The organism is Pontibacter pamirensis (genome assembly GCF_010015475.1).
Lineage (GTDB): Bacteria > Bacteroidota > Bacteroidia > Cytophagales > Hymenobacteraceae > Pontibacter > Pontibacter pamirensis.
On sequence record NZ_SSNI01000002.1, the window covers coordinates 280,066 to 304,125 of the forward strand.

A 24,060-nucleotide genomic window follows, 5' to 3' on the forward strand; every position below is an offset into this window, starting at 1 on the left:
GTGGCATGAAAGGAGTAGTAGTAAAATCGACAGGATCCTGGTACCTGGTGCGCGACGCAGAAGGCAAAATGCACCGTGCCCGCCTGCGCGGTAAGTTTAAGCAGAAAGACTCAAAGGTCAGCAACCCACTGGCTGTGGGCGACCGGGTGGAGTTTGATATAGAGCAAACCGGCGAAGACACCGCTGTAATTCACAAGATAGAGGACCGCGAAAACTACATCATCCGCCAGTCTACCCACAAAACCGCTTACTCCCACATCATCGCCTCCAACCTCGACCAGGCCCTGCTGATTGTAACGCTGGTGTCGCCGCGCACCTCCTTTGGTTTTATAGACCGCTTCCTGGTAACAGCAGAAGCCTACGATATTCCCGCTACACTCGTGTTCAATAAAACGGACCTCTATGATGAGGATGTCCGGGATTACCAGCGCCAGATCAGCCACATGTACGAGCAGGTGGGCTATCAGAGCCTTTCTGTATCTGCCAAAGACAACGAGGGCATTGAAGAAATGCAGGCGCTGCTACAGGGTAAAACCACCCTCCTCTCCGGCCACTCCGGTGTAGGAAAGTCCACCCTCATCAACCTCATTGTGCCGGACCTGGAACTGAAGACATCTGAGATTTCAGACTTTTCGGATAAAGGGGTTCATACCACCACATACGCCGAAATGTTTGAGGTAAGTGACGACACCTATATCATCGACACGCCTGGTATTAAAGAACTGGGCATTGTGGACATTCCGGCTGCAGAACTGAGCCACTTTTTCCCTGAAATGCGCGAACGGATGAACCAGTGCCGCTTTAACAACTGTACCCACTTCAACGAACCGGGTTGCGCTGTGGTAGAGGCCGTGCGCCAGAACGAAATATCCCTGACCCGCTACGAAAGCTACCTCAGCATGATGCACGGCGGGGATAACAGAAGGTAAGCCCTTATACCGCTAATTAACACCTGCTTTCCTTTAAACAGACTTCACCAAAATTCATCAGAATCCTTACCTTTGTAAGATTTCCCGGCACTGTGGCATCATTCAGGCCAACTAACTGTTATACCACAGATAGACCGGCACAGCAGAGGCTTAAACAGGCTAAAGCTGTTCTATAACCTATTTTAAAGCAGATTTTTATTAATGGCAAAACGCAGATTCGGGCCAAGCGGAGAGCAGGAAAAAGAAGGCAGGGTAAAGATTAGCAAAGAGAGCTTCCGGCGAAGCCTGCAAATTTTTGGCTACGTTCTTCCTTACAAGTACAAATTCATTATTGGCCTTGTTTTTCTGGTACTCTCGAGCCTGACCTTTATGGCATTCCCGTACCTGGTAGGCAAGCTCGTGGACTCTTCCATCGGCAACGCAGAGGGCCTGCTGCAGGACATTAACCTGATAGCTATGGGGCTTTTCGCTATTATCATACTGCAGGGCATCTTCTCCTTTTTCAGAGTATACTTTTTTGCGCAGGTAAGCGAGAACGCCGTGGCCGACATCCGGCGCGACCTTTACAGCAAGTTTGTGCTGCTCCCAATTTCCTTTTACGAGAAAAGACGCGTGGGTGAAATCACCAGCCGCATCACCACAGATGTGGCGCAGGTGCAGGATGCCATGTCTATTACACTGGCAGAGCTTTTCCGGCAAACCACTACCTTACTTGTAGGTGTTATCATTATCATGTGGGTATCCATCAAACTGTCGCTGTTTATGCTGGCTACTTTTCCAGTGCTGGTGGCGCTGGCGCTGGTGTTTGGCCGCAAAATAAAAACCCTTTCTAAAAAGACACAGGACGAGCTGGCAAACACAAACGTGATTGTGGAGGAAACGCTGCAGGCGATTAACACAGTGAAGGCTTTTACGAACGAGATGCATGAAGTTGCCCGCTACAGAACTACGCTGGGCAAAGCGGTGAGTACGGCTTTATCTGCTGCCTATTACCGGGGTGCTTTTATCACGTTCATTATCATCGGCTTGTTTGGCGGCATTATCCTCGTGATCTGGTATGGTGCCACGCTGGTGGCCAACGGTGAGATTGAGCCGGGCGACCTGATATCGTTTGTGCTTTATACGGTCTTTATTGGTGCCTCCGTAGGTGGCCTGGGTGAAATTTATGGCAAGGTGCAGTCTGCATTGGGTTCTACGGAGCGTATACTGGAGATACTGCAGGAGCAGGAAGAGCCGACTGATAAAAGCGTGAAAGCGCTGAGCGAGGTGCCAAGGCTGCACGGGGATATTGTGTACAACCAAGTGGCCTTCTCCTACCCTACCCGCACCGATGTGCAGGTGCTCAACGACATTAGCTTTAGTGTGAAAGCCGGTGAAAAGGTTGCCCTTGTCGGCCCAAGCGGTGCCGGTAAGTCTACCATTGCACAGTTGCTGGTGCGCTACTACGATGTATCCGGAGGCGGCATCGCCGTGGACGGAAAAGACATCCGCGATATAAACCTGACCACCCTGCGCGGCAACATCGGTATTGTACCCCAGGAGGTGCTGCTTTTTGGCGGCACCATCCGGGAAAACATTGCCTATGGCCGGCCGGAGGCAACAGAAGCAGAAATTATAGAGGCGGCCCGTAAAGCCAACGCCTATGACTTTGTCGTGTCCTTTCCGGAAGGGTTTGAGACGCTGGTTGGTGAGAGGGGTATAAAACTGTCAGGTGGGCAGCGGCAGCGTATTGCCATTGCCCGGGCTATCCTGAAGAACCCATCTATCCTTATACTGGATGAAGCCACCAGCGCCCTCGATTCCGAATCGGAGCAACTGGTGCAGCAGGCAATGGACGTACTGATGCAGGAACGCACCACCATTGTGATTGCCCACCGCCTGGCAACGATTCGCAAAGTAGATAAGATACTGGTAATTGATAATGGCGAGATTGTAGAGGAAGGCTCCCACGATATGCTCTCCATGAACCCGGAAGGCATCTATGCAAATCTGCTGAAGCTCCAGTTCGAACTGAGCTAAGCGAAAGGCCTTCTAAATAAATAACCTGCCGGCCCACACCGGCAGGTTATTTATTTTCATGATTTTACTTCTTACTTTGTGCAATTTACGTAGAGAAGCCAGAACTTATTAAAATTGATGTTTCGCCCTGATTTATATTATGCCACACGTTAACCCCAAGGCACTCCACATCCTTTGTCTTCTACTGTTTTTGCTTCCGTGCCAGCTCTATGCACAGGAGTTCACTCAAAATTTCAGAGCGCTTAGTGCCATGTATGTGGAAGTGGGCGGCAACAGTGACGTCTACTCCATTAACTATGACCGGATAATATACCAGCGGGAAAAGTTTAAAACAGCAGTTAGAGCAGGTTTAGGCACCAACCTTTTCTTTCTGGAAGATGATGCAGGTGTATATCCTGTGGTGCCTTTGGAAGTAACGGCCATGGTAGGCAACAGGCGTAAACACTTTGAGGGTGGCCTGGGCTACACCCGCCGCCTAACCGATGACCCGGATCTCTTACAAAGCATGTATTTTGCCAGGCTGGGTTTCCGGTATCAGGTGCCACGTGGAGGCTTGTTAGTACGGGTGGCTTTCACTCCTTTCATCTCTCCCGACCCCAACTCCAGAACACCCGGTGTCGGGGTAATACCCCGCTTTGGCCTTAGCGTGGGCAAAAGCTTCCGGTAGTTCTTATAAGAGGCTGAAGAATTTCATTCCTCTAATAAGAAAGACGTAGTGTCTTTTTTTTCTGTACTTATCTCCCACTTTTTTAATATAGGCTCCTCCAGTGTTTTTTCTCTGTATTCGTCAGGAGTCATAATTGGTATTCCATACACAATGGGATAGTATCTTTTGCATTCCGGGCATGTAAGCAGGCCTTCGATTATCTCTTCATTTTCATCTTTCACAAAGACTTTAGATATAAGGTCATGCTTATCTATGGGGCAACATAGTTTCTTTAGAAGTGATGTGTTCATATTTTAGAATTCAAGTTCGATAAAGCATTTTTATAAGCAGCAGTGGATTCTTTTGGGGACGCTGCACTCAGAATCCCTGAAATAACAGCAACGCCGGCAAAATGGAGTTCCTTGAGCCTAACCAGGTTTTCTGCTGTTATCCCTCCTGAAAGGAAAAATGGCATGTGGGTGATATCTCGCGCTCTTTTTACCGTTTCAGGCCTTACAATCTCGCAGCTGCCCACTGAACCTGATGGGTACATGGAGCAAAATGAAACATAATCCAGTTGGTTATGCTCGGCCCAACGGACTACTTCCAAACTGTTGCTACAGGTAATACCGCAAATAAAGTCTCTTTTGATGTCCGCCTTAATGGCCTCATAATCTTCAGGAATCTTGTCGAAATGAACGCCAGCAAGCCCCGTACCTTTTAGCAGTTCCCACTCCTCATTTATCAGCACAGGTACATGGTAATCAGCAGCGACTTGCAGTATGGACTGAATAAGATCCTGTTTTGCTGAAAGATTAAAAGAAGCAGGCCAGTTGTTCCACACCTGTACGATACTGACTCCTCCTTCCAATGCTTCTTTTAGCTTGTGCAGCAATGTTTCCTTTTCCATACCTGGATCCAGGACAAGGTATATTCCTCCGATTGTCTGTGAATCCCTTCTCATTTTAGCCCTGCTTTTATTCCTTTGAAAAATGCCTCCCAGTAAGGGTCCTTTCCGTTGAAGATGAGGTCTTTTTCTTCATCATTTTCAATGATTTTGAAGCCGTCTTCCTTAGGCGTCATTTCACCTACCACAGTTGCCTTTATTGATTTGGAGTTAAGATGGCTGATTAGATCACTTTCCCTGCCTCTTTTCACCGCCATAATCATAGAGCCTGCACCCACACAAAAACGGTGATCAATGTCGAAATACTTCGTTATCTGGCGCTGAACTTCTCCTACAGGAATAGCCTTGTCATCAATCCTGAACCCACAGCCAGAGGCCTTCGCCATCTCGCAAATGGCTCCTACCACGCCACCTTCGGTCACGTCATGCATAGCTTTTAACTCTACATTGCGCTGGAGTACTTCTGTAGCGGACAGAGCATCTTTCAGAGAAGAGGTCTGGTAAAAATTTTCACATCCTTTTTCATAGACTTCCTTCCCCAACTCGTTTTTCAGCGTTTTCGGAAAGCTCATGGCCAGGATGGAAGAGGCTACAAGAGCAGTTTCCTTGGTTGCCACAATTATATCGCCGGGTTCAGCTTTGTTGCTCGTTATGATTTTTTGCAAAGGGGCCGTCAGAAACATAGTGCCTCCGCCTGATATGGTTGAGTTCTGGCCTTCTATCTGGCCGGTATGTCCACCTGTAATAGCTACTCCAATGTCCTTGCAGAAGAGATGTATATACTTCCAGTATTCTTCAAAGGCCTGCAAAGAAAGGCTGGGCGGCAGGTTCAGCACAAACTGCGCATACATGGGCGCAAAGCCGGTAGAGGCCATATCATTGGTCAGCAGATGGACAGAAAGCCAAGCTGATTCCTTGAGGCCTATGGAAGGTATGAACGTAAGAGGGTCGCTTGAGACTGCCATTCCCATGTTGTTCCCTAAATCAATGACGGCGGTATCTACGCCAAAAGCAGGTCCAATCAGCACTTCTTCCCGGCTGTAACCACAGTGCGGCAACAAAACATCCTTGAATGTTGAACCGGCTATTTTTCCTGAGTTATCTTTAAACGCGCTCATTGTACATCATTTAGCCGAACATGTAAACCAAAAAAATCACCATAGGGCTGGTTCCACTGCTGCACAGGAAACCACTTCGGAAGGCCGGTAGCCGTCCATTCTATCGTATACTCCCTCCCCTGCAGTGCTTCCTGAATGAGTGCTATCAGTTTTTTAGGAGTATAAAAGGTAGCAGTCACATAAAAAGGGTTCTTCCCGAACATTTCCTGAATCCTTCTTCTGGCAACCTTCGGGGAGTTCCTGTTCATCATGCCGAATACAATGCCGTATTTACCGACACGAGCAGCTTCACGAATGACCTTAACAGGATCTTTATAGTATTCAAAAGTGGTGATGAATGCCAGAGCATCAAAGGTGTGGTCCTTGAAGGGCATGTGGTGGGAGTCGGCTAACACAAGGTCACCGTTGAAAAGATGCACGCCCTGCCCCAGCATAAAGGGGGAGATGTCGCCGCCGCTGGCTTCAATGCCTATTTCCTTCCACCATCTGGTGAAGCGGGTGGTTCCGCAGCCAAACTCCAGCAAGGTCTTTACGCGTGCATCTTTAGTGATTAGCTGGCCGATTACTTTTTTCTGCCATACTTCGGCTCGTTTGTACCGGCCTTCATACCAAAGTTCGTACGTATCGGTATGGTCCCTGTTAAAGAACCACTCCTCACGGCCTTGCCACTTTCGTAAATCCTTCGTTACGAGATCAAATTTTTGTTTTTCGAGATTGCTCACAGCAGGTATTTTAGATTAAAATATCCTGACTTTACAAAGCAGATAGGGAATAGCGGGAAAGCACTGAATATTGTGCTGTGCAGACTTACATTTCCTACGCTGGCATTATCCAGATCAGGTTTCGGGTATGTTCTCAGCCCAACATTTTGTTGAGCACCCCGTGTAATACTGGCCAAGGTACAAAACTTTATATGAAATGAGAAATCATTTTATTTACTATGGTAATCTGCTTGGCTACACCTTTGGCACATGCTTTACTTGATGCAGGAAAACAACACAACAAGGCAAGCTAACCCGTGTGAATGATTTTACAGCCTTATGTTCCGAACTAAGAGTTCAACATCCTTCTATTATTCTCGTGCAAGGATAAGGGCAGGCTTTTCTGTAAATAAATAAGATTGGCTAAATCATGATTTAATGTGTAATTTCACAGCATCAAAACACCCTTATTTATAATAGGTTTATCATGAAGAAAACATTTATTGGTTTTGTACTTTCTGCTGCCCTCCTGTTAGGTGCAGGAGCAACGCAGGCGCAGGGCATCAAAATGCCAGCCGCAAGCCCATCTCAAAAAGTAGAGCAGGCAGTAGGCCTTTCTACAGTATCTGTTGATTACTCCCGCCCGTCTGTAAAAGGCCGCACTGTTTTCGGTGACCTGGTACCCTACGGCAAAGTATGGCGCACCGGTGCTAATGCATCTACTGTTATCAAATTTACGGATGATGTCACCATTGAAGGCAAGCAGATTCCTGCCGGTGAGTACGCTATCCTGACAATCCCGAATAAGGATGAATGGACAGTTATCCTTTCTAAAAACACCAAATTGGGAGGAAATGTGGCTGCTTACAAGCAGGAGGAAGACCAGGCGCGCTTCACCGTAAAACCACAGCAGAACCCGCGCAAGGTGGAGTCTTTCACCGTCAACTTCACCAACCTGCAGCCCGATGCAGCTGATGTAGAGATACTGTGGGACAACACCATCGTGCCTTTCACTATCAAAACGGATATAGACAGCCAGGTGATGAGTCAGATTAAGAAAGAGGCCATCGACAATGCGAACGCAGACCCGAACGTGTATGCAGCCGCTGCCAGCTACTACCTCCAGACAAACCGTGACCTGAAGCAGGCGCTGAACTGGATGAAGAAAGCCAATGCAAACGAACCGAAATTCTGGAACCTGCACACCCAGGCCAAAATTGAGGCGCAGCTCAAAGATTATAAGAGTGCTGTGAAAACAGCTGAGAGATCCATGGCAGAGGCACAAAAGGCTCAAAACCAGGATTATGTAGCGCTGAACCAAAAAGCAATTGCTGACTGGAAAAAGCAGAAGTAAAGCTTAGACCGCTTTTACCGTATAAAAAGCCTCCGGGAGAAATAACTCCCGGAGGCTTTTTTATCCTTTATATTTTAGAGAAAAGAGAACGTGCAAGAGGAAAAACAGCATTCAGAAGAGCATTTAGGACCCGCCCGGGAATACTGGTGGAACGAGGACTACCTGGAGCTGCTCGCACAGCGTCTGTATATAGAGTACTGCGGCACCCTCGTGGACATTGGCTGCGGCAAGGGTATGATGGGCTTTAAGTTCTCAAAGTACATGCCCTCCGGCGGCAAAGTGTACGGCGTGGATTACGAGCCAGGGTACATTGAGGAGGCACGGCAGAGGGCGCAAAGCCAGTATTCAACGAACAGTATCGACTACGAGTTTAAAGTAGGCAATGCCACAGAAATTCCCTTACCCGACAACACCGCCGATGTAACACTTTGCCAAACGCTGCTGATTCACGTGAAAAACCCGCAGCGCGTGATACAGGAAATGATTCGGGTAACGAAGCCAGGAGGCTGGGTGCTGGCTCTGGAACCCAATAACCTGGTACCTAACCTGATGTTCGACCGCTACGGCGAAACAGACTTCAACGTGGAGGGCATGCTGGACGTGCTGGAAGTAAAGCTCCGAATAGAGAAAGGGAAAAAGCAGCTTGGTGAAGGCTTTAACTCGCTGGGCGACGTAATACCGGACCTTTTTTTGAAAGCCGGTTTGCGGGATATAAAAGTATGGATTTCTGACAAGGCTCTTTCCATTATTCCGCCTTACGACACGCAGGAGAAAATGCTGCGCGTGGAACAGATGCTGCAGTGGGTAGAGTCGGAGGCCATGGGCTATGACTACCAGGACAACCTGAACTATTATATGGCAGGCGGCGGCCAGAAAGAAAAGTTCGATGCTTACTGGCAAACCCTGCTTTTCAACAAAGTAACGCTAAAGCAAAAACTACAGAATGAGGAGTACGTCTCAGCAGGTGGCAGCCTAGTTTATATTATTGCCGCGCAGAAACCGAGGTAAGTATAGTGACGCTCGTATCACGTACCAAGGCCACTTAAAGCTAATTATAGTATAAATTAGGCATCATAGCGCACACAGTTCCTGCTAGTGTTTTCGATAATTTGTATTTTTTAGCCGCCGCTTCCCTCCCATCATTGTTTGCAGTATAAAACCAAACACAACCACACAGGCGCAGCCTATTACGTTAAACCACAGAAAAGCGATGTCTGTGAAGTAATGGCAGTACAGCACCACCAGTTCGGCCAGCACAGCGGCAATAAATACGGCATTTCCCCGGATATAATGGACGTAGAAGGCCACCAGGAAGATACCCAGGATAGTGCCATAGAAAATCGAACCAATGATATTCACTGCCTCAATCAGGTTATCAAGCATAGAGGCAAACATGGCAAAGAGAATCGCGATGGCTCCCCATAAAATAGTAAAGAACCTGGAGGCGTTGAGGTAATGCCTGTCGCTTGCCAACTGGTTCATGGAGCGCTTATAGATGTCAACTACCGTGGTAGAAGCCAGCGCATTCAGTTCCGCTGCCGAGGACGACATAGCCGCTGAGAAGATGACCGCCAGCAGCAGGCCGACTAAGCCTGCCGGCAGGTACTTCATCACAAAAGAGATAAAAACATAGTCAGTGTCTTTTACTTCTGCATCAGGCGTAGCCAGCCTTACAAGGTCTTTCACTTCTTCCCGAATTTCTTTCGAGGCCTCAGTCAGCACATTCACGCTGACTTGCGCCGTCTCTATAGCGGCTTTGTCCTCTGCTTTTATTGCTGCCACTAAGCGGTGTACGGCCTCCTGCTTCTGCTCAAAAACACCAGTATACGTCTGCTCCAACGCACGAAGGTCATCGGCGTAAGGTGTCGCATATACGTTGCTTTTGGCTACTTCATTAAAGAATACAGGTGGCTGGTTAAACTGGTAAAACACGAACACCATAATCCCGATAAACAGTATCAGGAACTGCATCGGTATCTTCAGCAGCCCGTTAAACAAGAGCCCCAAGCGGCTTTCTGCAACGGATTTACCGCCTAAATAACGCCCTACCTGGCTTTGGTCAGTGCCGAAGTAGGATAGTGCCAGGAAGAGCCCTCCTGTTATTCCGGACCAGAAGTTGTAGCGGTCGTCCCAGTTAAAGGAGAAGTCTACCACATTCATCTTTCCCATTTTTCCTGCCACGCTCACCGCCTCGCCAAAGCTGACATTATCGGGCAGGTAGCTGACCACCACAAACCCGGCTACAATCATTCCCCCCATCATCACGGCCATCTGCTGCTTCTGTGTCACGCTCACTGCCTTAGAACCTCCCGACACAGTGTACAGGATAACAAGCACTCCGATGATGAGGATGGTTACTGTTAGGCTCCAGCCCAACATAGTGGAAAGAATGATGGCAGGTGCATAAATGGTGATGCCGGCTGCCAATCCGCGCTGCACCAGGAAAAGCAGCGCAGCCAGGGAACGTGTTTTCAGGTCGAAGCGGTTCTCCAGGAACTCATAAGCCGTGTATACATTCAGCCTATAAAAGATGGGGATAACAGTGATGGAGATAATCACCATGGCGATTGGCAGTCCGAAATAAAACTGCACGAAGCGCATCCCATCCTCGTACGCCTGCCCCGGTGTGGAAAGAAAGGTGATGGCGCTTGCCTGTGTCGCCATAACTGACAGGCCGATGGTCCACCACTTCATACTGTTGTCGCCTTTCAGGTAACCTTCTATGTCTTTGCTTCCACGCGTTTTCCAGACGCCATAGCTTACGATGAAGCCCAATGTGCCCAGCAGCACAATCCAATCAAGTGGCCTCATGAATAAATCCCGGTGATGATGTAAAACAGGATAATCAGGAAAGCGAGGTTGCCAATTACCAGCCAATACATACCGGACCAGCTGCTGAAGAAGGGTGGTTTTTCAATAGGTTTCTCTGTGTCGACAGGGGGGTGCTTCTTATCTTTCATAGAAAGGGTAGGTTGGAGAGAAGCAGCAGGCCAAAGTGCAACCCCAGGAAAGGTAGTTCTTTGGCCTGCTGCCCTTAATTGTTTGTGCTTGATTTTGCCTCGCCGCCAGCTCTGCCGGCATTACTGCCTAAAGAAATCAGGTTGGCAAAAAGCCGATATGCACCAGCCACACCGGCAGGGAGTTCCCTGAACCAGGAGTACCCGGTATAAATGTAGTTTCCTTTGCCATACGGCGCAATCAGCAGGCCACCATCCCGAGCAGGTTCGCCCGGATCGTTAGAAGAAAGTATAGCCTGATAGTCATCGCTCCACTCATTCGGGAAGTATAAGCCCCGCTCCTGCACCCAGCCTTCAAAATCTTTTTGTGTGATTTTATTCGGTGTGTTCAGCACCGGGTGGTTTGGCTGCAAAATACGTACCTCTGCATCCTCCACGGCAACCCGGTCACGGGACAGCTTGAGCGGATATGGCGCGATATCAGGCACAACAAGGCTGTGGTTGGTATTATACTGCACAATTAGGTTACCGCCGTTCTCAACATATTGCAGCAGTGTTGGCTGGTAGAACTTCAGGCGGTCTACAGTATTATAAGCACGTACTCCCATGATGATGGCGTCGAACTGCTGCAGGTTGCTCAGGCGCATGTCCTCTTCTTTCAGCAGCGTGACATCATATCCAATCTGCTGCAGGCTTATTGGGATATCGTCTCCGGCGCCCATTACGTAGCCTACCTTCTGCCCTTTCTTCTGCAAGTCCAGTTTCACAATTTTAGCTGTGGCATCCGGGAAAGTGACCTGCGCCGGAATATGGCTGTAGTTGATAACATTGAGGCCCTGGGTATAATTTTTACCATCTATTGTAGCCACTGCCAGCAGTGTTGTTTCCTGCTGCCCCTGTGGCGGGTATACGGTAAAAGCGACGGGCAACTCGGCTCCTTTACTTTTCAGGTTAAAGGGGATGGAGGCAGGTTCTGCACGCCAGCCCTGTGGCAATTGCAGTTTTACATTGCCTGCTATGTTGTCTTTGCCCGATTTTACCAGCACTTGCACCTGCTTTGGCTCCTGGCTGGCAAACATATACACACTCTCCGAAACGTTCACAAAAACCGGAGGCGTTACCACAAAGGGCCTGTACACTTCACCCTCCACAGGATCTGTGCGCTTATAAACCACCGGTACGCTTACCTGCAGCGGCTGGCCAGCTACCTGAAGAGAAAAAACAGCCTGTGCGGCAGGCGCATTCTCCGGCATCCCCACCTCCTGCTGGTTCTCTACAGCAAACATGCCCACGGTGCCCGGCTTGCGAAGCCAATAGGGTTGAGAGTAGGTTATGCTTTGCGGCAGTGTGGCAGTGGCATCGTACCTGAGTGGCTCATTGTTTTGTAGTTGCTTGTTGAGTGTGGTGTCTTTGGAGGCAAATCCGTAACTGATGCGCTGTAGGGTAACAGGCACGGCAGAACGATTGATGGCTTCCACCTGCAGTTTTACAGGCTGGCCGGGGGCTGCGGCGAAATCATCAGCCGTTACTTCGAGGTACAAGCCCATGGTAGCTTGTATCACATCCTGCAGCTCTTCCTGCTTTACGCGTTTCCAGTAGCCTTCCGGTAGCTTCTCCAGCTCCTTTTTAGCGGCAATCAGGGTAGGCACGACAGCTGCTGGCACCGCAGGGTTATACGTGTCGATGGCTTTCTGAATCAGCTTCTCCACTTTCTCGCCTCCCTTCACCCGGCTCCAGCTGGTATTCACACCTTCAAACAGTTCTTTCTCTGCTCTGGCACCTTTCATATGCTTCAGATACTCTAAGGCAGCACCACGCGAACCTGTGGCTCCAAAGCCCTGGCTCTTGTGCATGCTGCGGCTTTCTGCGGCAATTTCACCGTATGATTTTCCTAGCAGCGGGTTATAAACGCCCACATCTATTGTCAGCAGTTCTTTTACATATTTATCAAACTCTGCCTGGTTACCGAACGACCATATACCCGTGTTCCACAACAGGCGCTTTGGCTGCCATACCTCCACATATTTCAGCTGCTCCGGAAATCGATTCGGGTCTGCAGCAGCCTCAAATGCCTCTGATGCCAGAATAGCCGAACCAGTATGATGCCCGTGCGTTCCGGAAGGTTCCGGCGAGAAGCGGGTTACCATCACATCCGGCCTGAATTTGCGAATAACATACACCATGTCGGCCAGCACCTGCTCTTTGTCCCAGATGGTGAAGGTCTCCTGTTGGTCTTTAGAAAAGCCGAAATCGTTGGCGCGGGTAAAGAACTGCTGTCCACCGTCAGTGCGACGCGCCTGCAGCAACTCCTGTGTCCTGATAATCCCCAATCCCTCTCTAATCTCTGGCCCAATAAGGTTCTGCCCCCCATCCCCACGTGTAACAGCCAGATAGCCGGTATTGTATAGCTTTTCGTTTGAGAGGTAAGCAATCAGGCGGGTGTTCTCATCATCAGGGTGCGCCGCCAAGTACAGCACAGAGCCGAGCACATTCAGCTTTTTCAGGTCTTGCAGTACCTTTGCAGCAGAGGGTTTGGCGGGAGCCTGTGCCCATGCGGCAGGCACTGCAAGTAACATCGCCAGTAGCAGCAGGAAGCTTTGGCGGTAGTCCGTGTGTCTTATCATTATAATTTCTTATGTTCAACAAGCTGATGTGAGCAATCGCTCCAGATTAGCCCGTTCTGTAAAGCTATAAAATTAAGTTGAGCTAAAATACAGCTGCCATTTCCGTTTGTGATAGAAAGATAGAAAGCTCCTATAAACAACAGAAAGAAATCTACAAACGTGTTAGTGCCAGATTAAGGCTTAAAACTTATAACAGCTTAAAAATGTATGCAAGCCTAAATATATTCTTATTAAAAAAGCATATATTTATTGCATATATATTAGATTTAATCTATGTTTGTTCAGCACCAGTAGTCTGTGCAGGCATTCTCTTTTCAGTGTTTATACTTTGTTTTGAATGATTTAGCTTGATACCTCGTAAGCAGCCTTTGTTCTGTAAATGAAAGGCTTATGCGAATTCACCCCATACTTAAAATATACAACGCGTAAAATATGCCAAACCAGAGAGAAAGCAATATAGAGGATTTCGCATTCGACTATATTCAGTCTTACTACACAACACGTACAGGTGCAAAAACAATATTTGTAGACAAAGCTGAGCGCACCAGGCAAGGTTATGTGGCTGATGGGTTCTTCTCTTATAAGAACTCGGATAAAAGACTTTTTATTGCTTCTCTAAGCACCAGGAACTCTTCAAAAATAAGCTCATTATTAACAGGTTATAAAAAGAAAGGGCTAAGTATAAGACGCTATGTAGTAGCGCTTTTGTTATTTGCAGCCACTTTATACATTGGCTTAAAAGCATCGCATTGGGCCATTCTATATGTAGTGCCCATTGTAGCAGCCTTTGCAGGCTTTGTTCTTTCGACCATGCTGGAGAAGAAGCGCCTGAAGACTAAAGTAGAGCATCTGCTCGATGATATTTTGCACCTTCACGCTGATGAGCGGTGGTTAGGTATTTCTATCAGCAGCCTAGTTTTTCGAAACAACGACATGGCAAAGCACTTGCTGTCTGTCTGCCAGCGCCACGGAGTCGGTGTTATAACAGTGGGTAAGCGGGCAAAAGTAGTGCTGATGCAGGAGCCCCAAACACAAACCTGCCGCCGGGGAGATTTCCTATCGCATTATGAATCTGAGGCGCGCATCCGGAAAGCCTTACTGGGAGACTCTTTTCTTCGCGTGGCTTAGCTTACCCGTTATACCAGTTTAATTGCATTCGCCCTCTTGTTGCACAATTATTTGCAACAAGAGGGCTTTGTCTTTAGTACTATAGGGTAGCATCCCAGACCTCAACAAACTTAATATAAAAAAATTATGACTTTGATTTTATTGATAATACTGGCAATAGCAATCATAATTGGTGTCATTTGGTTTAAGTCAAAAACACCGAAACATTAAAGGCAGCCCCTCTCAAATGGACACATGCACGGTGCTTAAATTTTTGCAGAAACTTCAGCAGAACAACAGCAAGCTGTGGATGGACAGCCACAGGGATGAGTATCAACAGGCAAAATCTCTTTTTACTGCACTTGTAAACCACCTACTGGAGGCACTGCAACAGTTTGACAATGACTTACATGGAGTAACAGCAAAAGAGTGCATCTTCAGAATAAACAAGAATGATTTCTCCAAAAAGGGAGAATCTCCGTATAAAGGGCATTTTGGTGCAGGCATGTCGCCGGGAGGGCGTCATTCGCCTTCTGCCAATTATGTGCTGGTGCTGGAGCCGAACGGAAAGTCCAGAGCCGGAGGTGGAATACGAAAACCTACTTCTAAGCAACTGGAGCTGATACGGGAGGAGATTGACTACAGCCCCGGAGAACTGCAGGGTATACTGCAGGAACCAGGGTTTAAAGCTGCTTTTGGAGGACTGCAGGGAGAAAAGCGAAAACTCCCCCCGAAAGGCTACGATAAAGCGCACCAGGAGATAGCTTTACTGAAGCATAACAGTTTTCAGGTGTTGCATTATTTCACAGATGAGGAAGTGTGTGCCCCTGATTTCATAGCACGTTTACTGCCCCTGTACAGGCAGGTTCTACCATTACACCAATTTCTGAACAGATCTATAACTGAAAATAAGTGAAAAGAAATAACACGCTACACTTTATCTACATCGCCCTGCTGCTATGCCTCTCCAGCAGTTGCGGGAATGAGCCCAAGCGCATACCCGACACCTTGCCCGATGTGCACGGCTACATCGGCGATATAAAGCGCACTGCCAACAATGGAAGTGCGGCCAAAGCAGTTATCATGGTGAAGTCGATCGAGGGTTTAGAGGCCAACCATCCTCTAGCCAGCTTAAGAATAGACGAAAACACATTGATTGAGGACACAACAGGTGAAGAGCTGAAGCTAGAGCAACTGCGTGAAGGGCACGAGGTGCAGGCCTGGCTTGAGGATGGCATCACGAAAACAAAGCCGGTGCAGGGTTATGCCAAAGCCATGCGCGTGGACTATTAATGTCCATTAGCATAAATTCCCCCTTTCTGCTAGTCAACTGCACCTGAAAACCGTATCCTTTTATTTGTACACTATGATGGCACCTTTACAGGCTTAATGATATAAAACGCTCTGCACCTGACATTAGCAAGCACCTATGGCACCAGATAAAACGGAATATGCAGATTTGTTGGCAACATGGCCAGCGCCAGTGCAGCTTACACATCCCGGGGGAGAGGTATTTGTAACGATCTCTATTTATCAAAACCATATAGAAGCCCGATGGAGTGGTCATGTTACGGCAGACAATGTAGTAACAGCCGCTAAAGTTTACCTCTCCCTGTTGCACAAAACGCCTAGAGCAAGGTTATTGAATGATAAAACAGATGCCACAGGCGACTGGACAGAGGCAAACGACTGGCTCGAGTTCGAATGGCTGCCTAAAGCCATTCAGGCCGGGTTGCATGCTATTGCTTATGTCTACTCTACCAACATGTTCAGCAGACTATCCTCCCGAGACCTGATACAGCGCATGACACCTATTATCTGGATAAAAGACTTCAACGACCGGGCACTCGCCGAAACATGGCTACTTTCGCACTACGTTCCTGATGAAGCCATTGAGCCATAAACTGACCAGGTACTTTGCATGTGCCCGAAAAACTTTTCTGACAAGGCTACTGCCATTAACAGACACACACAAGGCTTAACAAGTCCAGTCGGTCTTGCGTCTGTTGCCCTGCACCTATCCCTGATTACTTAGTTTAGAGCCACAGCGGCAGGTGCTGCCACTGTAATTTCCACTGTATCCAGCAAAACATCCATAACAGGCTGCTCCAACTCAGGAGTGGTGGTGGCTTCTGTGTGATTCAGCACTACTTTGGCTGACTCGTCTACTTGCACTGTGTCCTGAACAGCAAGACCAAAACCAAAAAATGAGGCGAAAAGAAGAATTAGGATTTTCATAGTTGTAAATTTTATAAGTTTAAAATCATTTTGTTATTGCAAATATAGTATAAGGTACTTTGTTATGCATAGTACTGTTACATACATTACTACTGTACTATACAAACTACCGAATTGTATCCGCGAACCAAGCTTTAAACAAGACGAATGGTACCTTTATTTTTTCCTGATTTATCTTCGAAACCAGTTATTTCGTGACGAGAGTAAAGAAGGAATAAAGCGGCATCAGAGAGAAGAAAGAAGGTTACAGCAGTAGCTGCCAGGCTTTTTTAAATCTGTATCCTTCACCTACTGGAGGCCTGGTAGCCAAGCATAGAAAAGCAAAAATCGCTTACTTTGAATTATAATACTGAAAATGCTTCTAGTTTCCTGTTCCCAGTATAGCCACAAATGAGCACTGTATACCTTATAAGCGGCTTAGGTGCCGATTGGCGCATGCTCCAGTTCCTGAAACTCCCGGACCACCTGGAGAAGCACTATGTGGATTGGATAGCGCCCGAACATGTAGATGAGGCCCTGCCTGATTATGTAAGGCGCCTGAAACAGGAAATAACAGACCCTGATCCTATACTCATCGGGCTATCGTATGGCGGTGTAATAGCCATAGAGTTGGCTAAAGTCCTGCAGCCACGTAAAACAATCATCATCTCCAGCCTGGATACCCGCCACGGCTTGCCTTGGTATTACCGAGCATTGGGTAAGATGAAGCTGCACCATTGGGTGCCGCTGAAAGTACTGCAAAGTGCTTTGCCTTTTGCGCCCTGGTTCTTCGGAGCTCACAGCCGCTATAATAAGAAGCTTTTGAAAGAAGTTATTCTGGACATTGATGAATTATTTCTGCGCTGGTCGCTAGGGCAGTTGCTGGACTGGCAACAGGAGGAAGTGCTGCCGGGGCTGGTGCACATCCATGGCACTGCTGACCGGGTGCTGCCGCTCTACGATCGTCCAGGTCTTATTAAGGTGCCTGGAGGCGAACATTTGATGGTGCTGCAACAGCCCGGCGAAATTAGTGCTATCTTGAAAAAAATTTTAGAGAACGAATGAGCAAGAGCAAATACATCGTGACAACCCCTGACGAGCAGCAGGTGGACCTTACGCAAGCCGTCATCCTGAAAAGCAATAACCTCTACCCTTTCGGAGAACATAACTACGCCATCTACGAAACGCCGGAAGGTAACTTTGTAAAAGGCCTGAACAGAGGCGAGCGTGAAATTATGCTGACGCATTTCGAGCGAATGGACGAAGCATCCGCCCGCAACTATAACCACCCTTACTTCCGCGAAGACGAATAGCCCATGCAACTAAGCTTCTGGGAGAAAGACACCTACTTCAGTAACATTGATGTGTTAATCGTGGGCAGCGGCATTGTTGGCCTTAACGCGGCCCTGCACCTGAAAAACGCTCAGCCAAAGTTAAAAGTGATGGTGGTGGAACGGGGCCTTTTGCCGACGGGTGCCAGTTCCAAAAATGCTGGATTTGCCTGCTTCGGCAGCCCCTCAGAGCTTTTAGATGACCTTGCGCATCACCCGGAGGAGACGGTGTTCAACCTGGTGGAACGCCGCTGGAAAGGACTACAGCGCCTGCGCCAGAACCTGGGCGACACTGCCATTGATTATCACCGTTGGGGCGGCTATGAGCTGTTCGAGCCACATCAGGCAGACCTATATGAAGCATGTATGGAACGCCTCCCTTACCTAAACAAACAGCTGCTGCCCCTAATTGGCGAACCAGATATTTACCGCTCAGCCGATAGCAAAATCAGCACCTTCGGCTTTAAGCAGGTAAGCCACCTGATAGAGAGCACTGCCGAAGGCCAGATAGATACAGGCAAAATGATTCTGGCCCTGACGCAAAAGGTACAAGCGCTGGGCGTACTAGTGCTGAATGGCCTGGAGGTGCAGGAACTGCAGGACGACGGCACGCACGTAACGGCCACCACAACACAGGATATCACGATAAAAGCGCGTGCAGCTCTCGTTGCCACCAACGGCTTTGCCCAAAAGCTGCTGCCACAGCTTTCTATCGTTCCGGCCCGGGCGCAGGTCCTGATTACGAAGCCTATACCCCACCTCAGAATTAAAGGTACTTTCCACTACGACAAAGGCTATTACTATTTCCGCAACATCGGCAACCGCGTGTTGTTTGGCGGGGGCCGAAACTTGGACTTCAGGGCGGAAGAAACAATGGAGTTCGGTTTAACAGGGCTGGTACAGCACAAATTAGAAGATTTGCTGCGTAAGGTCATTCTACCGGATACACCGTTTGAAGTAGAACATCGCTGGAGCGGCATTATGGGCATGGGTGCCGAAAAGACAACTCTCGTACAGCAGGTATCGGAACGGGTGAGCTGCGCCATCCGCCTCAGTGGCATGGGCATTGCCATAGGTTCCCTGGTTGGAGAAGAGGGCGCAGCACTCGTACTGGAGAAAGTATAAATTTTAGCATTTTTTCCCTCACATGTTTATGAAAACTGTGTAGAAATATTATATTGTAGCGTTGGCCAGCCAAAATTACCATAATATGCCACAGCGCTATTTTTACCTTGACGATGAAAAGCAGCAGTGCCTGACAGCCAGTTGGAAGCACAACTGGCAGCATTTTACGCTCCGCCTTCAGAATCAGGAAATTAGCTCTTTCACTATGAAGGAAGAGCTGGCAGAAGGGCAGGTATATGTAATGCCGGATGGTCGTTTGTTGTCTGTGCGCTTGAACCGCCGGAAAGAGCCGGACCTGGTTCTGTCTCTTGATGGGATGCCCATGCATGGCTGTGATACGGACCTGCGCAGGCAGGTAAAAAACAATTATCAACTGGCCTTCTTCTTAGGCATCCTGAACATAATTGGAGGGCTGCTTGCTGAGTCCGTCCAGTCAGAGTTATTGCTGCACCTGGGCTTTGGTTTCGAAACGGCTATTGTGGGTATGGCATATTTGTCGCTTTCGTGGGGAATTAAACACCTATCGCTTTTCGCTGTCTACGCCATGATTGCGCTTCTCGCTTTCGACATTGTGTTCCTGTGCATCTTAACAGTTCTTGAAAATGGCACCGGCAGCTACCCTGCATCCGGTCTGCTGCTGAACTCGGTCTTTATCTATGCCTTTGTGAAGGGTGCGGGAGCTATAAAGAAGCTGAAGACAAAAGTAGCAGCCACTATAACTGCTTAACAAAAGTGCGTTAAAGATAAGAGGCAAGCCGGATAAATCAGCTTGCCTCTTACTTTGTTTCGGTCTTTTTGCTTATGCGGTTGCCCATTCACGTTTGGGTTGGTAAAACATTGGTGCCATACGTTTGACTGCCTCTTTCTCTGCCTGATAAAATTCCAGATACTCTTCCTCTTCCATTTCTTCCCGGAGAGCTATATGAAAAAGAGCCATTTCAGGAAATAACTGATACTGTTCCATCCGCTCTTCGGGGTTGTTTCTGTTAAAGTCATAAAAGCTTTTCATGGTTGCACTTAATTTTTTTAAAAATTTGATTTACATATTATTGCCAGATTAACATACTCTTAAAGAATTATTAAGTTGTTAACAACTTGGCATTCAACACCATCAGTTAAGTATCAGCAGCAACTTCACTAAAAAATAAACCAGCTACACCAAATTGGTATAGCTGGTTAGCTAATATTCAGCAATTATATATTTTTCTTTTGTATTTACGGCAACCTTATTGAGCTACTAAAACAGTTATTTTAATATTAAGAGATAATTTATAACTAATTAAGACTCAATACTTTTGCACCCTGCTCAAAGACAATATCCACTGGTATGTTCGCTTTAGCCAAACGGTCTAAATCAGCTTGTAATTTAGAACTTACCTGACCTTGTTTATCCAGAAGCTCACCTACGCCTGCGTAATCTCCAGTGCCCTGCAGTATCAGAATTTTTTCAGACAGCTTGTTCATAGCCTCCCGCATTTTTACATAATTTACCCGGTACTTGCCTGTTTGCTCGTCACGCTCAAAAGCGCCATTCTCCTGAAAAAAGTTGAAGCGCACCATATTCGCCTTACCATGAGCACTGGCCGCGCCAAAACGAACAGAACGGAAAATTCCAGCCAGAAAGGTGGTATAGTAATCTTCCAGGCTGCCTTCTACTTCGCCTTTCTCGTGTAGCTGCGTTATCATGTACAGGCCAAGTATATCAGCTTTGCCTTCTTCCAGTGCGGAGGCATGTTCTTTCAGCGCCTCACGCACAGTTCCCTTGTTATTTATAGTGTTCTTGATACCCAGTCCGTGCGCCACCTCGTGGAACATAGTATTGGCAAAGAACGCATCAAAAGTAACGTGCTGCTGCTGGTCTTCCACAATCAGCTCGTCCGTAATAGGCTCCATGATCTTATCGAACTTTGCGCGCATGGCGTTTTTCAGTTGCAGGCGGCGGGTACCCTTCTGGAGTTGCACCTCCTCATCGTTCGGCAGGTTGATGGCGATGGTCTTACTGCCCGCATTGCTGTCGCCGGCATAGTACACTACATCGTAGGCATTCAGGTCAGAGTCGGTGCCGGGTGTTTCCTGCTTAAACCTGGGCTCTACCGGTAGGCCGCGCTGTAGTTCAGGCAGGAAAGCGGCATATTTTTCAAGGCGCTCACTCCACTCCATGTCCTTCACCAGCACATAAGCCTCGTGTGCGGCTTTGTAGCCGAAAAGCTTGTCTTCGTACGTCTCGATTGGTCCAATCACCACATCAATCCGGTTGTTTTTCATGTCCATCCAGGCTAGGTCGCTTGGCTGATAGTTATCCGTCAGGAGTGCCTCAGCGCGCAGGTTCAGATACTTCTTTAGCCCAGGTTCCTCTGCCAGAGCAGCAGCCTGCTTTAACAGGTCCGATGCGCGCTCCACCTCTTCCTTAAACTGCACATGGTAAGGCACCGTCATCAGGTTCCCATTCGCATCGCGGCGCAGGAGCGTATACTGGCTATCTTTATCCGGCAGGTTTGCCTGCTCAAACTCCTCCTTCGTCATGTCCTGAGGGTAAAAGTTGGCTCCCTCGGGCTTTGGCCCTACTCCAGCTATAAAGGGCTCATTATTGTTCAGGCGGTCCCAGGGGCCATAGTTTATTCTTACAAACTGCTTCGCGTTTTCATTGTCCAGGGCAGCAAGAAGAGAGTCCTGCTTCCCGTAGGCTTCGTACCAGAACAGCTTGTTCATGATATCAGATGCTTGTATCAGCAACGGAATCATCTGCTTTTCCTGCGCACTCAGGTGGCCAAGGTCAGCGGTCAGGCGCACGCTCGTATACATGTCCAATTTCTGCTGCAGGTTATCGTCGGTCTGCACTGCTTCTGTGGTTTCTTCTGATTCGGTGGTTGTGCTGGTGCAACCAAAGGTGGCTGCCGCCATAGCCGAAGCAAAAAGTATATGCTGTGGTTTCATGTAATATTTTTAGGGTTGTTTCAGCGATGAAGATAGTAAAAATTGAGGTGGTGGCAAACCTGCGGGTGGCACTGAGGCAGGGGCAAAAAAAAGAGACATCAAACCTGCTCAAAACGAGGAAAGGGAAAAACCGTAGCCTTTCCCTTTCCTCAATGCTAATATCAGCCTTAGCGCTATAACGGCTTAAAACAAACCAAAAAGTTCGCGCTGTATCTTCTCAATAATAGAGCCTAGATCTTCAGGATTAGCCACAAAGTCCATGTTATTCACATCAATTACCAACTGCTTCCCCTGGTCGTAACTGCTCATCCAGTTATTATAATGTTCGTTCAGGTTGCGGAGGTAGTTAATGCTGATGCTGCTCTCGTATTCGCGGTTCCGCTTCTCTATCTGTCCGATTAGTTTGGGCAGATCGGCTTTCAGGTAAATCATCAGATCCGGGGCTTTCACCATGCTGATCATGGACTGGAACAGCGAAAAGTAGTTCTCATAGTCGCGGGTGCTCATCAGGCCCGACTGGTGCAGGTTTTTGGCAAAGATAAAGGCATCCTCATAGATTGTACGATCCTGAATCACATCGTTGGTCTTTGCCTGTATCTGCTGCACCTGGTTGAAGCGGCTGTTCAGGAAGTACACCTGCAGGTGAAAAGCCCAGCGCTCCATGTCTTCATAAAAGTCCTTCAGGTAGGGGTTGTTTTCCACAGCCTCGAGGTATAGATCCCATTTAAAGTGCTGGGATAGTTTCGTTGCCAGGGTGGTTTTGCCAGCGCCAATGTTGCCGACGATTGCAATATGCATGGTAATCTGTGGTTATAGTAAAAATCGGGAAGCAAAAGTACGGCTTTTTTGACAGACGAAGCCGGCCCGCTTCAGACAAGTTCCCCACGAGGTTATCAACATTCCCGCCCTGAGCAGCTCCTGCTTCTTAACCCCATGGTCCAAGGGCCGTACATCTAAAGGTAATAACCTAAATCTGAAAGCTATGACAAAAGGACATAACCAGGACGCAAACAAGCAGACCGATCCAAAACCAAAGAATCCGGACAACATAAAAGAAAACCGCCACCTGACGGACAAGAAACAAAATAAGGACCCGGACCAGGGGCGCAACTCCGGTGAAGATCAGTCTGGCGGCACCAAAGGCCAGAATGCTATTTAATTACAGACCACTAAAACAAAGGGAACGCCTGGCAGCTATACATGCTGCCAGGCGTTCCCTTTGTTTGGACTAAAGTTAAGCTTAGCGGTTACTTTCGATCATGTGTTCGTAAGCGTCTTTGGCTTCACGGCTTCTTTTGAGGGAGGCAAATTCTACCTGCAAAGCGGCAATCTTGATTTTATCACCGCTGCTGAGTTGATTCAGCACTTCTGCCTTTCGGCTGTTTAGCTCCCCAAGCACAAACTCAGCATACTCCCAGTCGCGAAGGCTCCAGTTGCGGCGCTGCTCACGCGTTCTTTCCAACAGCCTGGCATAGACATCGCGCATTTTAGCGGGTTTAATCCTGTCAATATTAGTAGTACCGGTTAGTTCCCGTTCCCATCGCTCCAACTCCTTTCCTTCAAGGTCCACAGCAGTGCTTTCGTTGCGTTCCTCCCAGCTTTTGTAGCGTTGCTTTATGTCGTTATACTCTTCTCTGGATTCCTCAGACAGGCTTTGAGTGTTTCGGTTGAGGCTTGAGGTCAGGCTCTTAAACTCCTCCTTCACACTTGGCCACTCTTTCCTGATTGTGCTGTCCGCCTGGCTTGATCTGCGTTGCATCCAGGCGCGCAGCTCAGTTAGGTCCTGCTCCACCTCCGACTGTGCCTGCGCAGCTCCCAGTGTTGCAGTTGCGAATAAAAGCGTCAGCATCCACTTCATGACATTTTTCATAGGTAGTTCTTATTTAACTTAAACTATAACAGCTTATCACCGTAAAAATTATGCCACAAATATACAAAGCATATATCCCCTACACACAAATCTTGCGGCATCAGACAAAACTTTACTCAAACTTAAAACAGACAGAACGGTTATTGTACTATCTTTTGGAAGTAAACTTCGTTTATTATCCACAAGCGGTGAATAGTATACACCCTTAGCTCGCCGCTACG

Annotated in this window: 27 protein-coding genes and 1 riboswitch; of the genes, 15 read left to right on the forward strand and 12 right to left on the reverse strand. The window is 48.0% G+C overall.

The features are described from left to right. Positions 1–5 precede the first annotated feature (5 nt). The 3 genes from rsgA (at position 6) to E1919_RS04085 (ending at position 3,615) form a co-directional block, all read left to right on the forward strand. Complete coding sequence (gene rsgA, locus E1919_RS04075; protein ID WP_162052053.1) at positions 6–929, forward strand: ribosome small subunit-dependent GTPase A; 924 nt, start codon at positions 6–8, stop codon at positions 927–929. 201 nt (positions 930–1,130) lie between these two features. Further along, positions 1,131–2,948 carry an ABC transporter ATP-binding protein gene (locus tag E1919_RS04080; protein ID WP_162052054.1) on the forward strand — a complete coding sequence of 606 codons (1,818 nt, stop codon included), beginning with the start codon at positions 1,131–1,133 and terminating at the stop codon, positions 2,946–2,948. A 139-nt stretch (positions 2,949–3,087) separates the two neighbouring features. Further along, positions 3,088–3,615, forward strand: coding sequence for a hypothetical protein (locus E1919_RS04085; protein WP_237143986.1), 528 nt, complete (start codon positions 3,088–3,090; stop codon positions 3,613–3,615). A 23-nt stretch (positions 3,616–3,638) separates the two neighbouring features. Here E1919_RS04085 and E1919_RS04090 read toward each other — a convergent pair whose 3' ends face one another. Genes E1919_RS04090 through E1919_RS04105 form a run of 4 tightly spaced genes read right to left on the reverse strand, consistent with a single transcriptional unit; the run spans position 3,639 to position 6,341 of the window. Then, the gene (locus E1919_RS04090; RefSeq protein ID WP_162052055.1) at positions 3,639–3,905 is read right to left on the reverse strand and encodes a Trm112 family protein; all 267 of its coding nucleotides are present in this window, start codon (positions 3,903–3,905) and stop codon (positions 3,639–3,641) included. Continuing rightward, positions 3,902–4,558 (reverse strand): thiamine phosphate synthase, encoded by a 657-nt coding sequence (locus E1919_RS04095; RefSeq protein ID WP_162052056.1) that lies wholly within the window; start codon positions 4,556–4,558, stop codon positions 3,902–3,904. Before E1919_RS04095 ends, E1919_RS04090 begins: the two co-directional genes overlap by 4 nt. Then, on the reverse strand, positions 4,555–5,619 hold the full coding sequence (locus E1919_RS04100; RefSeq protein WP_162052057.1) for an AIR synthase-related protein: 1,065 nt from the start codon (positions 5,617–5,619) through the stop codon (positions 4,555–4,557). The genes E1919_RS04095 and E1919_RS04100 overlap by 4 nt, the downstream gene beginning before the upstream one ends. Beyond that, the gene (locus tag E1919_RS04105; protein ID WP_162052058.1) at positions 5,616–6,341 is read right to left on the reverse strand and encodes a class I SAM-dependent methyltransferase; all 726 of its coding nucleotides are present in this window, start codon (positions 6,339–6,341) and stop codon (positions 5,616–5,618) included. The genes E1919_RS04100 and E1919_RS04105 overlap by 4 nt, the downstream gene beginning before the upstream one ends. 73 nt (positions 6,342–6,414) lie before the next feature. Beyond that, a riboswitch (TPP riboswitch) is annotated at positions 6,415–6,512 on the reverse strand. Positions 6,513–6,807: 295 nt separating this feature from the next. Here E1919_RS04105 and E1919_RS04110 point away from each other — a divergent pair. Together E1919_RS04110 and E1919_RS04115 are read left to right on the forward strand one after the other, a co-directional pair. Beyond that, positions 6,808–7,674 (forward strand): DUF2911 domain-containing protein, encoded by an 867-nt coding sequence (locus E1919_RS04110; RefSeq protein ID WP_162052059.1) that lies wholly within the window; start codon positions 6,808–6,810, stop codon positions 7,672–7,674. A gap of 90 nt (positions 7,675–7,764) precedes the next feature. Further along, positions 7,765–8,682, forward strand: coding sequence for a class I SAM-dependent methyltransferase (locus E1919_RS04115; RefSeq protein WP_162052060.1), 918 nt, complete (start codon positions 7,765–7,767; stop codon positions 8,680–8,682). A gap of 84 nt (positions 8,683–8,766) precedes the next feature. Here the strand turns inward: E1919_RS04115 and E1919_RS04120 are convergent, their stop codons facing one another. The 3 genes from E1919_RS04120 to E1919_RS04125 form a co-directional block, all read right to left on the reverse strand. Beyond that, positions 8,767–10,485 carry a sodium:solute symporter family protein gene (locus tag E1919_RS04120; RefSeq protein WP_162052061.1) on the reverse strand — a complete coding sequence of 573 codons (1,719 nt, stop codon included), beginning with the start codon at positions 10,483–10,485 and terminating at the stop codon, positions 8,767–8,769. Next, on the reverse strand, positions 10,482–10,634 hold the full coding sequence (locus E1919_RS27265; protein WP_202915833.1) for a hypothetical protein: 153 nt from the start codon (positions 10,632–10,634) through the stop codon (positions 10,482–10,484). Before E1919_RS27265 ends, E1919_RS04120 begins: the two co-directional genes overlap by 4 nt. Before the next feature lie 74 nt (positions 10,635–10,708). Continuing rightward, complete coding sequence (locus tag E1919_RS04125; protein WP_162052062.1) at positions 10,709–13,255, reverse strand: PIG-L family deacetylase; 2,547 nt, start codon at positions 13,253–13,255, stop codon at positions 10,709–10,711. Positions 13,256–13,687: 432 nt separating this feature from the next. Here E1919_RS04125 and E1919_RS04130 point away from each other — a divergent pair, with 432 nt between their 5' ends. The 4 genes from E1919_RS04130 (at position 13,688) to E1919_RS04145 (ending at position 16,265) form a co-directional block, all read left to right on the forward strand. Then, on the forward strand, positions 13,688–14,383 hold the full coding sequence (locus tag E1919_RS04130) for a hypothetical protein (RefSeq protein WP_162052063.1): 696 nt from the start codon (positions 13,688–13,690) through the stop codon (positions 14,381–14,383). Positions 14,384–14,609: 226 nt separating this feature from the next. Beyond that, positions 14,610–15,278 carry a DUF2461 domain-containing protein gene (locus E1919_RS04135; RefSeq protein WP_262888688.1) on the forward strand — a complete coding sequence of 223 codons (669 nt, stop codon included), beginning with the start codon at positions 14,610–14,612 and terminating at the stop codon, positions 15,276–15,278. Next, positions 15,275–15,655, forward strand: a complete 381-nt coding sequence (locus E1919_RS04140) for a DUF3221 domain-containing protein (protein WP_162052065.1) — start codon at positions 15,275–15,277, stop codon at positions 15,653–15,655. The genes E1919_RS04135 and E1919_RS04140 overlap by 4 nt, the downstream gene beginning before the upstream one ends. 136 nt (positions 15,656–15,791) lie before the next feature. Beyond that, positions 15,792–16,265 carry a hypothetical protein gene (locus tag E1919_RS04145; protein WP_237143987.1) on the forward strand — a complete coding sequence of 158 codons (474 nt, stop codon included), beginning with the start codon at positions 15,792–15,794 and terminating at the stop codon, positions 16,263–16,265. Between the two features lie 128 nt (positions 16,266–16,393). Here E1919_RS04145 and E1919_RS04150 read toward each other — a convergent pair whose 3' ends face one another. After that, positions 16,394–16,600, reverse strand: a complete 207-nt coding sequence (locus tag E1919_RS04150; RefSeq protein WP_162052066.1) for a hypothetical protein — start codon at positions 16,598–16,600, stop codon at positions 16,394–16,396. A 390-nt stretch (positions 16,601–16,990) separates the two neighbouring features. Here E1919_RS04150 and E1919_RS04155 point away from each other — a divergent pair, with 390 nt between their 5' ends. The 4 genes from E1919_RS04155 to E1919_RS04170 all read left to right on the forward strand — a co-directional run bounded on the left by E1919_RS04155 (position 16,991) and on the right by E1919_RS04170 (position 19,762). Beyond that, positions 16,991–17,644 carry an alpha/beta hydrolase gene (locus E1919_RS04155; RefSeq protein WP_162052067.1) on the forward strand — a complete coding sequence of 218 codons (654 nt, stop codon included), beginning with the start codon at positions 16,991–16,993 and terminating at the stop codon, positions 17,642–17,644. After that, positions 17,641–17,892, forward strand: coding sequence for a hypothetical protein (locus E1919_RS04160; protein WP_162052068.1), 252 nt, complete (start codon positions 17,641–17,643; stop codon positions 17,890–17,892). Before E1919_RS04155 ends, E1919_RS04160 begins: the two co-directional genes overlap by 4 nt. Before the next feature lie 3 nt (positions 17,893–17,895). Next, positions 17,896–19,035, forward strand: coding sequence for an NAD(P)/FAD-dependent oxidoreductase (locus E1919_RS04165; protein WP_162052069.1), 1,140 nt, complete (start codon positions 17,896–17,898; stop codon positions 19,033–19,035). Between the two features lie 85 nt (positions 19,036–19,120). Then, a complete protein-coding gene (locus E1919_RS04170) occupies positions 19,121–19,762 on the forward strand; it encodes a hypothetical protein (RefSeq protein ID WP_162052070.1) in 642 nt (213 codons plus the stop codon). A gap of 72 nt (positions 19,763–19,834) precedes the next feature. Here E1919_RS04170 and E1919_RS04175 read toward each other — a convergent pair whose 3' ends face one another. Then, positions 19,835–20,044, reverse strand: a complete 210-nt coding sequence (locus tag E1919_RS04175; RefSeq protein WP_162052071.1) for a hypothetical protein — start codon at positions 20,042–20,044, stop codon at positions 19,835–19,837. A 266-nt stretch (positions 20,045–20,310) separates the two neighbouring features. Then, positions 20,311–21,969: a dipeptidyl-peptidase 3 family protein gene (locus tag E1919_RS04180; protein WP_162052072.1), complete on the reverse strand. Its 1,659-nt coding sequence runs from the start codon at positions 21,967–21,969 to the stop codon at positions 20,311–20,313. A 26-nt stretch (positions 21,970–21,995) separates the two neighbouring features. Between E1919_RS04180 and E1919_RS04185 the strand changes: the two genes are divergently transcribed. Further along, positions 21,996–22,148 (forward strand): hypothetical protein, encoded by a 153-nt coding sequence (locus tag E1919_RS04185; protein ID WP_162052073.1) that lies wholly within the window; start codon positions 21,996–21,998, stop codon positions 22,146–22,148. Positions 22,149–22,152: 4 nt separating this feature from the next. On the opposite strand, the gene E1919_RS04190 is transcribed toward E1919_RS04185, so the two are convergent. Beyond that, positions 22,153–22,767, reverse strand: a complete 615-nt coding sequence (locus tag E1919_RS04190; RefSeq protein WP_162052074.1) for a deoxynucleoside kinase — start codon at positions 22,765–22,767, stop codon at positions 22,153–22,155. A 184-nt stretch (positions 22,768–22,951) separates the two neighbouring features. Here E1919_RS04190 and E1919_RS27270 point away from each other — a divergent pair, with 184 nt between their 5' ends. Beyond that, positions 22,952–23,128 (forward strand): hypothetical protein, encoded by a 177-nt coding sequence (locus tag E1919_RS27270; protein WP_202915834.1) that lies wholly within the window; start codon positions 22,952–22,954, stop codon positions 23,126–23,128. Positions 23,129–23,209: 81 nt separating this feature from the next. On the opposite strand, the gene E1919_RS04195 is transcribed toward E1919_RS27270, so the two are convergent. Further along, positions 23,210–23,839 (reverse strand): hypothetical protein, encoded by a 630-nt coding sequence (locus tag E1919_RS04195; RefSeq protein ID WP_162052075.1) that lies wholly within the window; start codon positions 23,837–23,839, stop codon positions 23,210–23,212. Between the last annotated feature and the right edge of the window lie 221 nt (positions 23,840–24,060).

What these genes read in the sequence shown, in the direction of transcription:
- rsgA (WP_162052053.1), top strand. Translation starts at nt 6, where the DNA reads ATGAAAGGAGTAGTAGTAAAATCGACAGGATCCTGGTACCTGGTGCGC.
- E1919_RS04080 (WP_162052054.1), top strand. Translation starts at nt 1,131, where the DNA reads ATGGCAAAACGCAGATTCGGGCCAAGCGGAGAGCAGGAAAAAGAAGGC.
- E1919_RS04085 (WP_237143986.1), top strand. Translation starts at nt 3,088, where the DNA reads ATGCCACACGTTAACCCCAAGGCACTCCACATCCTTTGTCTTCTACTG.
- E1919_RS04090 (WP_162052055.1), bottom strand. Translation starts at nt 3,905, where the DNA reads ATGAACACATCACTTCTAAAGAAACTATGTTGCCCCATAGATAAGCAT.
- E1919_RS04095 (WP_162052056.1), bottom strand. Translation starts at nt 4,558, where the DNA reads ATGAGAAGGGATTCACAGACAATCGGAGGAATATACCTTGTCCTGGAT.
- E1919_RS04100 (WP_162052057.1), bottom strand. Translation starts at nt 5,619, where the DNA reads ATGAGCGCGTTTAAAGATAACTCAGGAAAAATAGCCGGTTCAACATTC.
- E1919_RS04110 (WP_162052059.1), top strand. Translation starts at nt 6,808, where the DNA reads ATGAAGAAAACATTTATTGGTTTTGTACTTTCTGCTGCCCTCCTGTTA.
- E1919_RS04120 (WP_162052061.1), bottom strand. Translation starts at nt 10,485, where the DNA reads ATGAGGCCACTTGATTGGATTGTGCTGCTGGGCACATTGGGCTTCATC.
- E1919_RS27265 (WP_202915833.1), bottom strand. Translation starts at nt 10,634, where the DNA reads ATGAAAGATAAGAAGCACCCCCCTGTCGACACAGAGAAACCTATTGAA.
- E1919_RS04125 (WP_162052062.1), bottom strand. Translation starts at nt 13,255, where the DNA reads ATGATAAGACACACGGACTACCGCCAAAGCTTCCTGCTGCTACTGGCG.
- E1919_RS04130 (WP_162052063.1), top strand. Translation starts at nt 13,688, where the DNA reads ATGCCAAACCAGAGAGAAAGCAATATAGAGGATTTCGCATTCGACTAT.
- E1919_RS04135 (WP_262888688.1), top strand. Translation starts at nt 14,610, where the DNA reads ATGGACACATGCACGGTGCTTAAATTTTTGCAGAAACTTCAGCAGAAC.
- E1919_RS04145 (WP_237143987.1), top strand. Translation starts at nt 15,792, where the DNA reads ATGGCACCAGATAAAACGGAATATGCAGATTTGTTGGCAACATGGCCA.
- E1919_RS04150 (WP_162052066.1), bottom strand. Translation starts at nt 16,600, where the DNA reads ATGAAAATCCTAATTCTTCTTTTCGCCTCATTTTTTGGTTTTGGTCTT.
- E1919_RS04155 (WP_162052067.1), top strand. Translation starts at nt 16,991, where the DNA reads ATGAGCACTGTATACCTTATAAGCGGCTTAGGTGCCGATTGGCGCATG.
- E1919_RS04160 (WP_162052068.1), top strand. Translation starts at nt 17,641, where the DNA reads ATGAGCAAGAGCAAATACATCGTGACAACCCCTGACGAGCAGCAGGTG.
- E1919_RS04165 (WP_162052069.1), top strand. Translation starts at nt 17,896, where the DNA reads ATGCAACTAAGCTTCTGGGAGAAAGACACCTACTTCAGTAACATTGAT.
- E1919_RS04170 (WP_162052070.1), top strand. Translation starts at nt 19,121, where the DNA reads ATGCCACAGCGCTATTTTTACCTTGACGATGAAAAGCAGCAGTGCCTG.
- E1919_RS04175 (WP_162052071.1), bottom strand. Translation starts at nt 20,044, where the DNA reads ATGAAAAGCTTTTATGACTTTAACAGAAACAACCCCGAAGAGCGGATG.
- E1919_RS04180 (WP_162052072.1), bottom strand. Translation starts at nt 21,969, where the DNA reads ATGAAACCACAGCATATACTTTTTGCTTCGGCTATGGCGGCAGCCACC.
- E1919_RS04185 (WP_162052073.1), top strand. Translation starts at nt 21,996, where the DNA reads ATGAAGATAGTAAAAATTGAGGTGGTGGCAAACCTGCGGGTGGCACTG.
- E1919_RS04190 (WP_162052074.1), bottom strand. Translation starts at nt 22,767, where the DNA reads ATGCATATTGCAATCGTCGGCAACATTGGCGCTGGCAAAACCACCCTG.
- E1919_RS27270 (WP_202915834.1), top strand. Translation starts at nt 22,952, where the DNA reads ATGACAAAAGGACATAACCAGGACGCAAACAAGCAGACCGATCCAAAA.
- E1919_RS04195 (WP_162052075.1), bottom strand. Translation starts at nt 23,839, where the DNA reads ATGAAAAATGTCATGAAGTGGATGCTGACGCTTTTATTCGCAACTGCA.